The following is an 11,439-nucleotide window of genomic DNA, read 5'->3' on the forward strand; positions in this document are numbered from 1 at the left end:
GTGCGTAGACTCTACCTGCTTACCGCCCTGTGGCTGCTAACGCTGCTGCTGCTTTCCCGCTATGCCCTGGCCGCCACCCTTCAGGTTGCACCGGTCACGCTGGATCTCGACAGCAGCCAGCGGGCGACGGCGGTATACCTCACTAACAGCGGCGATACCCCCATCCACGCGCAAATCCGCGTGTATGACTGGACCCAGGCCAACGGTAAAGATGTGCTTACGCCGACGGACGACGTGGTCAGCAGCCCGGCGATGACGGCCCTGGCGCCGGGCCAGCAGCAGCTGGTGCGCATTATTGTTCTGCAGCCCGGCGCCCGCCCGCAGGAGCAGAGCTATCGCCTGGTCATTGATGAACTGCCTTCGCACCTTGCCAATGCTGCCGGGCGCAATGCGGTGCACTTCCTGCTGCGCTACTCCATTCCGGTATTTATTGCTGGCGCACACGGCACGGGTTCTCGTGAAACCGATCTGAGCTGCGAACAGACCGACAGTCCCGCCGCTATCCAGTGCTATAACGCGGGCGATCGCCATATCCGCCTCAGCAACCTCCAGACGCTGACGCCTGAGGGCCAGGTCGTCGACACGATGAAAGGATTAGCGGGATATGTTCTGCCGGGTCAAAAATATGTCTTTACGCTCAAGCATACCCCACGCCGCGCGCTCGCTTCGCTGCGCGTCTTTTTGAATGAAAACCGCCATGCCAGCCAGATTTCGCTGGGTGCAGCTTCCGCTCGTCCTTCTGGTATTGCTCCTGCTGATGCCAACGGCGCGCGCTGAACCCGCTGCTACGGCCACGCAATGGCTGACAATCATCCTCAATCAGGCCCCGCGCGATGGGCTATGGGCCTGCAGAGTTGAGGAGAATAGCCTCTGGATGACCCGTAGCGACATCAAAAAGCTGGGGCTTCATCTGCCTGCGGGCAACGGCGAATGGATTGAACTTTCGTCCCTTTCCGGGCTGCAGGTCACTGTCGATTCGCTCGCCCAGCAGGCCACCATCACCGCCACGGCTGGAGCGCTCGACAGCCAGCAGCGCCTGGTCAGTGAAGCATCAGTGCAGCAGCACCGCTATCCTCAGGCGCAGCCCATTAGCGCCCTGTCGCTGGCCTACTCCCTTTACGCCAGCGATAGCAACGAGCAGCGGCAGGCCAGCGCATTTACCACGCTCACCGCCTCCGGCGCGCTGCCGGGCCTGCTGAGCAGCAGTTTCTCGAGCCGAACGGAAGCCGGGCAGGCCGCAAACACGCGCCTTGAGACCCGCTGGCAGTGGGATAACCCGACATCGCTCATCAGCCTGGCGCTGGGCGACAGCGTCACCACCGGTACGGGCTGGAGCCGCCAGGTGCGCTTCGGCGGCCTTCATCTGGCACGCAATTTTCAGCTCAATCCCCAGCTCAATACCGCGCCGCGCGCGCAGTTCAGCGACAGCGTGGTTCTCCCATCGACGGTCGATCTTTATATCGACGGATTAAAGCAGAGCAGCGAGCGCGTCACGCCGGGCAGCTACCTGCTCGATACCCTTCCAACGTTCACCGGCAGCGGACAGGCGCAGGTTGTCGTCACCGATATTAACGGGCAGCGCCGCACCGTGCAGCTCGATCTTTACGGTGCGCCGGACATGCTGGCAGAAGGGCTGAGCAGCGGTTCCCTGGATATCGGCTGGATGCGGCAGAACTATGCCCTCCACTCGGATGAATACGCCGGCTCGCCGATGGTCGACGCGGGCTGGCGCTACGGCGTAAACAACCGCCTGACGCTGGCGCTGCATACGGAGCAACAGCGCAGAATGCATAACGCAGGTGCGGGTTACGACTGGCTGGTTGCACCCCGTATTGGAATCGTCAGCCAGCACGTTGCGTTTAGCAACAGCCCGTACGGCAGCGGAAAGACGTGGGGGCTGGGGTGGCAATGGAACGGTAACGGCACCGGTGTTTCTGCCAGCACGACGCGCGCGGATGCGGCCTTTGCCGATAACGCCCGCATGAGCGGCACTCTGCCCGCCCGGCGCAGTGATTCCCTGTGGTTGAGCCACTCGTTTAACTCTATCGGCTCTCTGGGCGCAGGCTGGGTGCAACAAACCGTTCAGGGCAGCAGGCAGCGCTACCTCAATGCCTCATGGTCCACAACGCTGCCGGCTAACATCTCCGCCACGCTGAACTATACCCGCTCACTCTCCCGCGCGTCGCACGCCGTCCAGCTGATGTTCTCCGTTCCTTTTGGGCGCAGGGATACCGTCTCGGTGCAGGCAAGTCAGGACAAGCAGCGGCTGGATTATCGTCATCAACCGGACGACCAGACCGGCGGCTGGTCGTGGCAAATGGGGACACGCACCGGCAGCGAAGGTGAACACTATGCCGACGTCGGCCGCCTGAGCCGCTACGGCGAATGGCATCTCGGGCTGGAGCGCGGAAAAAACGTGAACAGCCAATACGCGTCTGGAGAAGGTAGCCTGACGCTGCTGGACCACTCCCTTCACGCCCTGCGCTACAACGAACAGGGGCTGGCGCTGGTTTCCACGCGCGGCACGGGGCATATCCCGGTGATGCTCGAAAATCGCCCGGCGGGGGAAACGGACGACGACGGTTATCTGTTACTGACCGAACTGCCACGCTATCACAACAGTAAGGTCACCATCGATCCCCTGGCGCTCCCGGCAGACGTGATGACGCCCGTTACGGACATCTACGCCCGGCCAGGAACAGCCGCCGCCGTGAAAGTCGATTTCGACGTGCATCGCGCGGTCACCGTCCAGGCAAGGCTGGTCGATAAGCAACGTCATCCGCTAGAAATGGGAAGCCAGGTTTCCACGCCAGGCGGCACCACGATCGTCGGTCGCGACGGGTTTATCTGGCTGGAAGACCCTCCCCTGCCCGGCGAGCTCGTCGTCCGAACATCCGCGGGCGAATGCCGCGTGAGCCTTCCGGCACGGCGTTCCAGCGCCGCCATCGTTAATATTGGAGAACAGATTTGTCATTAAGAATGCTGTTATCGCTGAGCCTCCTGCTGCCGCTGAACGCGCTGGCGCTCAGCTGCTGGATGACGTCAGGTGCCAATATCAATTTCGGCACGCTGACGGCGGGCGAAGCGGCCACCACCCATACCAGCGTCAAGTTTAGCTGTCAGGCGGATTACGGAACGACGCAATACATCAACGTCTGCCTGAGCAGCGTCGAAAGCTCGCCGTTCAGGATGATGTCGACGGGTGATGAACAAGGCAAACAGTACGCTCTGCTCTTTCGCCTCTTCAACGCCTATGAGCACGCCCAGGAGCTGAATGCCCCCACCGGCGGCAACCTGATGCAGCAAACGCTTGTGGCCGCCAGCAACGCAACCGTGAACGGGAGCTTTCCGCTGCTCGCCGTCATTCCCGCCGGGCAAAGTCAGCTACCTGCCCGCAGCTATTTCAAATACAACATGGACTTACGTATTTCATGGCGGAGCGCAGCCTCACGGGAGGCGCTGCAAAGCTGCGCGGACGGCTCAGCGGATGGCGAACAAACGCAGGGCTCCAGCAGAGCAGAAGCCACGCTAAACGATGGCTGCTTTATTCAACGCGTGACTCCGCTCAGCTTCGGGACGCTCACCAGCGCCAGCGCGCGTAGCGCCACGCGTTCTACGGCAACATTAACCGCACGCTGCCCGGCGGGCACATCCTTCGCGCTCGGGTTGAGCAGCGGAACGCATGCCAGCGGCAATCAGAGGCAGGTCTGCAACAGTCAGGGGCAGTGCCTGCATTACGGGCTCTGGCAGGATGCCAGCGCGACAAGACGCTGGGGCGATCAAAGCAGCGGCGATGCCTTTAACGTGTCAAACACCGACGGCGGAACGCAAAGCTATACCATTTACGGCGAAGTGCCTGCCCAACCCCTGACCGGCACCGGAGAATTCGTTGACGACGTGATTGTCACGCTTACTTATTAATCGGCCAAAAGCCAAACTGGATCAATGTTATCGGTAACAAACAGGATAAAATAGCGCCATAACCCGACAAACGACGCGGTTAATGCTCGCCGTTTGTATTCCATTTTCTCTGTCTGTCTTAAACACGCTATGAAATTCCTGCTTGCTGATGCCCTTGTTTACAACGACGAAGACGGTTCACTTTCAGTCGTCGGTGCACCTGACGTTGAGCCCCAGGTGCTCACGACCACCGCCAACGGCATTCTGAAAATGCTGGTGAAACAGCATGGTAACGTCGTTGAACGTGATTCCTTCCTGCGCGAAGTGTGGGACGAGCGTGGCCTGCAGGGTTCCAATAATTCGCTCAATCAGTACATCAGTATTCTGCGTAAAATGCTGGCAAGCCTGGTTCCGGACGCGTCGTTTATCGTCACCGTGCCCAAAATGGGGTTTATGCTGAACGCCGATATTACGGTGCAGCCTCTGTCCGATCGGCCAGAACATGAGGAATCGATCAAAACGCCCCGGCGCTCTCCGTCAGCGCTGCTGTTCTGCAGCGGGTTCACGATCGTGGTGGTGGCGCTGTGCGTCTGGATGTTCGTGATAAAGCAAAATCAGCAGCACGCTGAAATGCACCTTCTTACCCATATCGGCGCATGCCCGGTCTATACCTTCTCCCCGCTGGCTGACGTGTTCCACACTAAGGCGATTGCGCTGGCACAGAAGATCCAGGACGACGGCAATCTGCCCTGTCTTAAAAACTCTATTTTTTATCTGCACATACAGAACACGCTTTTCTACGGTCACGAGGGGCGGCTGGTTCTTTCGCAGTGTTCCCTGACGAAGGACAGCAAAGCCAGCGCCTGCCGCACGCTTTACTACTACGAATGGTGAATCATGACGCGTAAAAAAATGGGGCTGATTGTCGCCTTCAACCTGATGCTGATTGCCCTTGCGGTGCTGTGGTACCGCTATACGCCTCCCCTGTCCGTTACCTGCGAGGGAAACCTGAATTTTGCCGACCGGCGCGAGGCGAATAGTTTCAACTTTGAGGGTGAAATTGTGTTGCGCTTTCATCCCGACGGCAGCGGCGACTTCACGCTCAACGGCAGTGTTCTTAACACCGGGCAGAGCTGGGACGTTTCCCGCCAGGAAACCTTTCGCTGGCGGCACGTGAACGACACGCTTTACGAAATCACCATTATCCGGATCGAACGGTTCAGCCACGACGCATTGCCTAAAGGGGTATTTGAAAAATACGTTGCAGGCTTAACGCTCGGTAAGAAAAGATTACTGACCCTTGAACGCACGCCGGAAGAGGCGCTGGCGATCGGAAACTCCTTTTCGCCGCTGCTGATCTGCTCGGAATAAAAAAACAGCGCCCCACATAGCTCCGGGCGCTGCATGGCAACTAAAACGTAATCACGCCCTTAATCAGCTCGCGGTTGTTGATCACGTCACTTTCATAACGCTCCGCCAGCGACGAAAAGGGATAACGGTGTGTCAGCATCATATCCGCGGTCAACTTACCTTCTGCCATCAACCGTCCTACCTTCGCGAAATCTTCCGGCGTGGCGTTGCGGCTGCCCATCATGGTGGTCTCTTTCTTGTGGAACTCCGGGTCAGAGAACTGCAAATCCCCCTTGAACAGCCCGACAAACACGATGCTGCCGCCGTGGCGGATCAGGTTAACCGCGTTATTCATCGCTCGGGGGTTGCCGGTGGCATCAATCACTTTTTGTGCCAGCGAGCCGCCAAAGTGTGCCCGCAATCGAGCATCGAAATCCGCTGCGGCAGGGTCAACCGCCTCAACGCCCAGATGATTAACCACGTGCTCGCGGCGAGATCCGCTGGTATCTGCCACCACCACCTGCGCGCCATCCGCTTTCGCAACTGCCGCCGCGCCCAGGCCAATCGGGCCTGCGCCCACCACCAGAACCCGATCCCCGGGCTCCACGGCTGCGCGGCGTACCGCGTGTGCGCTGATGGCAAAAGGCTCGATCAACGCGGCGGCCTGCGGATCGATCCCCTCCGCCACCAGCACGTTGTCAATCGGGACGGCCAGATACTCGCTAAACCCACCGTCCTGGTGCACGCCGATCACGGAGATCTTCTCACAGCAGTTGGTGCGGCCACTTTCACATGCCGGACACTGCTGGCAGGCAACGTAGGGAATAACGGCGACCTGTTGGCCTGCTTTCACCTGAGTTATATTTTCGCCAACCTCGATAACCTCACCGCATATTTCATGGCCTAACACACGAGGATAGGTGAAAAAAGGCTGATTCCCGCCCCAGGCATGAATATCCGTCCCGCAAATCCCAACCGATTTTATTTTTATTACGACCTCGCGGTTACCCGAAACCGGTTTATTGCGCACTTCCCAGATTAATTTTTTCGGCTCACGACAAGTCAGCGCATTCATTGTGGACATTATTCTCTTCTCCCCGTTTTTTGATGTTTCAGATATCGATGAAAAATAAAAAACAGGTGATACAGGCCGCTTAATTTGTGAAAAGCCGCGCATAAAAATGTTTTAAATCGGGTTTTAATGAACGCAAAAGGAGAAAGCTATGAGTCGTTCGCAGAACCTGCGCCACAATGTTATTAACCAGGTGATTGACGACATGGCGCGCGGCCATGTCCCGTCCCCTTTGCCCTCCCAGAGCGCGCTGGCAGAAATGTACAACATCAGCCGCACCACCGTTCGCCATATCCTGAGCCACCTCAGCGAATGCGGCGTGCTGACGCAGGTAGGCAGCGATTACGTCATTGCCCGCAAGCCCGATAACGACGATGGATTTACCTGTACCTACGGCTCTATCGCCGAACAGACCCGGGTTTTCGAGCACGCGTTTTTTGCGATGATCAACCAGCGCCAGCTGCGCGCAGGAGAAACCTTTTCCGAGCTGCAGCTGGCACGCGCCGCCGGCGTCAGCCCGGTCGTGGTGCGGGAATATCTGTTGAAATTTGGCCGTTACAACCTCATCCAGAGCGAAAAGCGCGGCCAGTGGAGCATGAAGCAGTTCGACCAGTCCTGGGCTGAACAGCTCTTTGAACTGCGGGAGATGCTGGAAACGCACGCGCTTCAGCATTTCCTCAATTTACCGGATGACGATCCGCGCTGGCTTGAGGCGAAAACCCTGCTTGAGCGCCACCGGACGCTGCGCGACAGCATCGGCAGCAGCTTTCGCATGTTCTCGCAGCTGGACCGGGATTTCCACGCGCTGCTGCTTTCTGCCGCCGGGAATATCTTTTTCAATCAGTCCCTTGAAATCATTTCGGTTATCTTCCACTTCCACTATCAGTGGGATGAACGCGACCTGAAACAGCGCAATATCATCGCGATTGATGAGCACATGACCATTCTCAGCGCTCTGATCTGCCGCAGCGACCTGGATGCCACGCTGGCACTGCGCAACCATTTGGATACGGCCAAACAATCGATGATCCGCTCGATAAACCAGAATCAGGAGAACGTCCATTAAGAACGGATTAAAAACAGCAAATGTCTATCAAGAGCACGGTTTCACCATTTTGAAAACGCCGAATAAATATCCCTTGCCTATGCTCACAAACAGTCGACTGCATTAAAACCATTACGTGAGCGGTGGCGGGGTTTTATTTCGCTGCTGATAAATAAAAACAAAACATTCAGGAGTTCGGCGTGGAAAAAAATAACATTACCCTCGATCCGCGTTCGTCATATGATTCCCCCTCCCCTGCTGATATTTCCGTCCCCACGGAGGGAATGCTTCAGCGCAGTAGCAGAATAAAACGGATCCAGACCACGGCGATGATCCTATTATTTTTCGCCGCCGTCATTAATTACCTCGACCGCAGTTCATTATCCGTCGCGAATTTAACCATTCGCGAAGAGCTGGGGCTAAGCGCAACCGAAATCGGCGCGCTGCTGTCGGTTTTCTCGCTGGCCTACGGCATTGCCCAGCTTCCCTGCGGCCCGCTGCTGGACCGTAAAGGCCCGCGCATTATGCTGGGCCTGGGGATGTTCTTCTGGTCACTTTTCCAGGCGCTGTCCGGCATGGTGCACAGCTTCACCCAGTTCGTGCTGGTACGTATTGGCATGGGGATAGGTGAAGCGCCGATGAACCCGTGCGGCGTAAAGGTGATTAACGACTGGTTCAACATCAAAGAACGCGGGCGCCCGATGGGGCTATTCAATGCGGCCTCTACCATTGGGGTCGCCATTAGCCCGCCGATCCTCGCGGCGATGATGCTGGTGATGGGCTGGCGCGGCATGTTCATCACCATCGGCGTGCTGGGGATGTTTCTCGCGATTGGCTGGTACATGCTCTACCGCAACCGGGAGCAGATTGAACTGAGCGGCGTTGAGCAGGCGTACCTGAACGCGGGCAGCATCAACGCCAGGCGCGATCCGCTGAGCTTTGCCGAGTGGCGCAGCCTGTTCCGCAACCGTACCATGTGGGGAATGATGCTGGGTTTCAGCGGCATCAACTATACCGCATGGCTCTATCTGGCCTGGCTGCCGGGTTACCTGCAAACCGCGTATAGCCTGGATTTAAAGAGCACCGGCATGATGGCGGCCATCCCGTTCCTGTTTGGCGCAGCCGGAATGCTGGTCAACGGTTTCGTCACCGACTGGCTGGTCAAAGGCGGCATGGCGCCGATCAAGAGCCGTAAGATCTGCATTATCGCGGGGATGCTCTGTTCCGCAGCCTTCACCTTCGTGGTGCCAAATGCGACCACCTCAATGGCTGCGGTAGTGCTGATTAGTATGGCGCTGTTCTGCATTCATTTTGCCGGCACCTCCTGCTGGGGGCTGATCCACGTTGCCGTGGCCTCGCGCATGACGGCTTCCGTAGGCAGCATTCAGAATTTCGCGAGCTTCATCTGCGCCTCGTTTGCCCCCGTCGTGACCGGTCTCATCGTCGATACCACACACTCATTCCGCCTGGCACTGATCATCTGTGGCTGCGTGACCGTCGCAGGCGCACTGGCGTATATCGTCCTTGTGCGTCAGCCCATCAGCGACCCGCGGAAGGCATAAAAAAAGCCCGGTCGCGCAGGGCGCGTGCCGGGCTTTTTTGCGGGCCGGGTCAGGCGAAGACGCCACCCGGCAGCGTGTGCAGGTTAGAACGTTTCCCAGTTCTCGCCCGCGTCGGTGGCTGCGGTTTTACGCGCCATCACCGGGGTGATTACATTTTTCGCAGACGCGAAGTCGCGGGCTTTTATCTGCTCCTGCTGAATGCGGAATACCGCAACCGCCTGGGTCAGACGGCTCGCCTGCTCTTCCAGCGCGGCCGCTGCCGCCGCAGACTCTTCCACCAGCGAGGCGTTCTGCTGGGTCACGCGATCCATCTCGGCTACCGCCAGGCCCACCTGGTCAATCCCGCGGCTCTGCTCGTCAGAGGCAGAGGCGATTTCGCCCATGATGTCGGTCACGCGGGTCACCGCATTCACGATTTCACCCATGGTTTCACCGGCGCTTTCAACCAGCGTCGAGCCAATTTCCACGCGACCTACGGAGTCTTCAATCAGGCTCTTAATCTCGCGTGCCGCCTGGGCGCTGCGCTGCGCCAGGTTACGCACTTCGCCTGCAACAACGGCAAAACCACGCCCCTGCTCGCCCGCACGCGCCGCTTCTACCGCCGCGTTCAGCGCCAGGATGTTGGTCTGGAACGCAATGCCGTCGATCACGCTGATAATGTCGGCAATTTTCTGCGAACTGCCGGCGATGTCGCGCATGGTTTGCACCACGTTATCCACCACTTTACCGCCCTTCTGCGCGGTTTCAGACGCGCTCAGCGCCAGGTTGCTCGCCTGACGGGCGTTCTCGGCGTTCTGCTTCACGGTTGCGGTCAGCTCTTCCATGCTGGCAGCCGTCTCTTCCAGGGAAGCGGCCTGCTGCTCGGTGCGGGAAGAGAGATCGTTGTTGCCCATCGAAATCTCGCTCGCGCCGCTGTAAATCGCGTTGGCACCGTTACGCACGTCGCCGACGGTGCGCACCAGCTCGCCCTGCATATGGCGCAGCGAGTCGGCCAGCTCGCCCATCTCGTTAGAACCTTCCACGTCGATGCGCTTCACCAGGTCGCCGCTGGCGATATGGCGAATGCTGTCGATCAGACGGTTCAGCGGCGAGATCAGCGCCTGCTTGATGCCCAGCCAGACGGCAATAATCACCACCAGCACCGCAACCAGCACGCTGATCAGCACCCAGATAGCCTGAGTGTAAGAGCTGTTGCTGTCTTTAACCGCCGTTTCGTACAGCTTGTCGTTCTGCTGCAGGTAGCTCACGTACTGCTTCTCAAAACCGTCCTGATAGCTTTGGGTCGGCTGGTCGAAGAAGGCGTTGATTTTCCCTGCGCCCAGCAGCTGGATCAGCTCCGCCAGCGCGCCGTGGTAGATATCGTAGTTACGCTTGATCTCCATCGCGGCGGCGTCGCTCTGACGCGGGTCGCGCGGCAGGGCTTCGTAATCAGCCCAGTTTTTTTCCGCCTGTTTCAGAGACGCAGATGCAATCTGCATCAAATCAGAAACGGTCGCGCCGCTGCCGATATTGCTCTGGTCCATCATGTAGCGGATGCCCGCACGGTTCAGGGTGTTACGGGTTTGCAGTAGCGCAACCCAGCTGCCGTTGAGCGTAGACTGCTGCTGGCGAATGGTTTGCAGGACGGTGAAATTCTCTTTGTCATGCTTGAGCGCATTAAAGAAAAGACCACCGGATGTGAGTTGTAAAAGGCCAAAAATAGCTAAAACCAGCAATAAGCTGGTGACAATCTTGATACGGTTTAACATGTTTTCTCTTTCCTTCAGACAGATACAGAATTTTCGGCCTGGTAAGGGAAAACTTTACGAAAATCATCCTGGAATTTGTGGTTTTTACTCTTCTTCCCGCGCTGCGATATGCCTGTTTCCGAGCTCAATAAACTCTTCGAGCAGCGCCGTCAGCTGCTTCATCTTCTCCGGCGTGTACTCCGCCTCAATTTGCTGATACGCCTCTTCCACCTGCGCCTGCGCGTGTTCGTACAACGTATTGCCCTCTTTAGTCAGCGATACGTACAGCTTGCGCTGGTCGTTGACCGGCTTTAAGCGCAGCACCAGCCCGTCGCGCTCCATGCGCGTGAGGATGCCGGTCAGGCTGGGGCGCAAAATGCAGGTCCGAAACGCGAGGTCGTGGAAATCCATCGACAGATTTTCCGCCAGCACGCGCACGATGCGCCACTGCTGCTCGGTCAGGTTATGCCGCTTCACAATCGGACGAAAGTACGACATTGCCGCTTCCCGCGCCTGCAGCAGCGCGATGGTTAATGAGTCATGCATAGCCTCTCCCTTCACATCATTAACAAGTAAACAATCACTAAAAGATGCTTTTATAAACAACATGTTTTCCGTCAAAAAGTCTAACAGAAACCATTAGATTTTATTAACCATCTGATTTTAATATAAATAAAAATCAATTTGTAAATTTATTGTTATTCATATCACAAATTTTTCACTTCTGATTGCGAAATGAACAGCAAAAGCATAAAACCAGATCATTAACATATTAATGAAATC

Annotated in this window: 10 protein-coding genes; 7 read left to right on the top strand and 3 right to left on the bottom strand. The window is 57.5% G+C overall.

The window, feature by feature from the left end:
• The 5 genes from D5067_RS19800 to D5067_RS19820 all read left to right on the top strand — a co-directional run bounded on the left by D5067_RS19800 (position 1) and on the right by D5067_RS19820 (position 5,271).
• Positions 1–777 carry a fimbrial biogenesis chaperone gene (locus D5067_RS19800; RefSeq protein WP_119935656.1) on the top strand — a complete coding sequence of 259 codons (777 nt, stop codon included), beginning with the start codon at positions 1–3 and terminating at the stop codon, positions 775–777.
• Positions 698–2,977 carry a fimbria/pilus outer membrane usher protein gene (locus D5067_RS19805; RefSeq protein WP_235843254.1) on the top strand — a complete coding sequence of 760 codons (2,280 nt, stop codon included), beginning with the start codon at positions 698–700 and terminating at the stop codon, positions 2,975–2,977. Before D5067_RS19800 ends, D5067_RS19805 begins: the two co-directional genes overlap by 80 nt.
• Positions 2,968–3,921: a Csu type fimbrial protein gene (locus tag D5067_RS19810; RefSeq protein WP_119935658.1), complete on the top strand. Its 954-nt coding sequence runs from the start codon at positions 2,968–2,970 to the stop codon at positions 3,919–3,921. The genes D5067_RS19805 and D5067_RS19810 overlap by 10 nt, the downstream gene beginning before the upstream one ends.
• 129 nt (positions 3,922–4,050) lie before the next feature.
• Positions 4,051–4,794, top strand: coding sequence for a winged helix-turn-helix domain-containing protein (locus tag D5067_RS19815; RefSeq protein ID WP_119935659.1), 744 nt, complete (start codon positions 4,051–4,053; stop codon positions 4,792–4,794).
• A gap of 3 nt (positions 4,795–4,797) precedes the next feature.
• A complete protein-coding gene (locus tag D5067_RS19820) occupies positions 4,798–5,271 on the top strand; it encodes a FidL-like protein (protein WP_119935660.1) in 474 nt (157 codons plus the stop codon).
• A 40-nt stretch (positions 5,272–5,311) separates the two neighbouring features.
• On the opposite strand, the gene D5067_RS19825 is transcribed toward D5067_RS19820, so the two are convergent.
• Entirely contained in the window at positions 5,312–6,334 is a 1,023-nt protein-coding gene (locus tag D5067_RS19825) for a zinc-binding alcohol dehydrogenase family protein (protein ID WP_119935661.1), read from the bottom strand.
• A gap of 139 nt (positions 6,335–6,473) precedes the next feature.
• Between D5067_RS19825 and D5067_RS19830 the strand changes: the two genes are divergently transcribed.
• Together D5067_RS19830 and D5067_RS19835 are read left to right on the top strand one after the other, a co-directional pair.
• Complete coding sequence (locus D5067_RS19830) at positions 6,474–7,388, top strand: GntR family transcriptional regulator (RefSeq protein ID WP_119935662.1); 915 nt, start codon at positions 6,474–6,476, stop codon at positions 7,386–7,388.
• A gap of 179 nt (positions 7,389–7,567) precedes the next feature.
• On the top strand, positions 7,568–8,929 hold the full coding sequence (locus D5067_RS19835) for an MFS transporter (protein ID WP_119935663.1): 1,362 nt from the start codon (positions 7,568–7,570) through the stop codon (positions 8,927–8,929).
• Positions 8,930–9,012: 83 nt separating this feature from the next.
• On the opposite strand, the gene tsr is transcribed toward D5067_RS19835, so the two are convergent.
• Both tsr and hpaR read right to left on the bottom strand, forming a co-directional pair.
• The gene (gene tsr / locus D5067_RS19840; RefSeq protein ID WP_119935664.1) at positions 9,013–10,677 is read right to left on the bottom strand and encodes a methyl-accepting chemotaxis protein; all 1,665 of its coding nucleotides are present in this window, start codon (positions 10,675–10,677) and stop codon (positions 9,013–9,015) included.
• An 84-nt stretch (positions 10,678–10,761) separates the two neighbouring features.
• Positions 10,762–11,202, bottom strand: a complete 441-nt coding sequence (gene hpaR / locus D5067_RS19845) for a homoprotocatechuate degradation operon regulator HpaR (protein ID WP_119935665.1) — start codon at positions 11,200–11,202, stop codon at positions 10,762–10,764.
• Positions 11,203–11,439 lie beyond the last annotated feature (237 nt).

Origin of the sequence: Enterobacter huaxiensis (genome assembly GCF_003594935.2) — a bacterium.
Classification (GTDB): domain Bacteria; phylum Pseudomonadota; class Gammaproteobacteria; order Enterobacterales; family Enterobacteriaceae; genus Enterobacter; species Enterobacter huaxiensis.

Excerpts from the sequence above, each read along its gene's own strand:
- D5067_RS19805 (WP_235843254.1), top strand. The coding sequence starts at position 698 with ATGCCAGCCAGATTTCGCTGGGTGCAGCTTCCGCTCGTCCTTCTGGTA.
- D5067_RS19815 (WP_119935659.1), top strand. The coding sequence starts at position 4,051 with ATGAAATTCCTGCTTGCTGATGCCCTTGTTTACAACGACGAAGACGGT.
- D5067_RS19820 (WP_119935660.1), top strand. The coding sequence starts at position 4,798 with ATGACGCGTAAAAAAATGGGGCTGATTGTCGCCTTCAACCTGATGCTG.
- D5067_RS19825 (WP_119935661.1), bottom strand. The coding sequence starts at position 6,334 with ATGTCCACAATGAATGCGCTGACTTGTCGTGAGCCGAAAAAATTAATC.
- D5067_RS19830 (WP_119935662.1), top strand. The coding sequence starts at position 6,474 with ATGAGTCGTTCGCAGAACCTGCGCCACAATGTTATTAACCAGGTGATT.
- tsr (WP_119935664.1), bottom strand. The coding sequence starts at position 10,677 with ATGTTAAACCGTATCAAGATTGTCACCAGCTTATTGCTGGTTTTAGCT.
- hpaR (WP_119935665.1), bottom strand. The coding sequence starts at position 11,202 with ATGCATGACTCATTAACCATCGCGCTGCTGCAGGCGCGGGAAGCGGCA.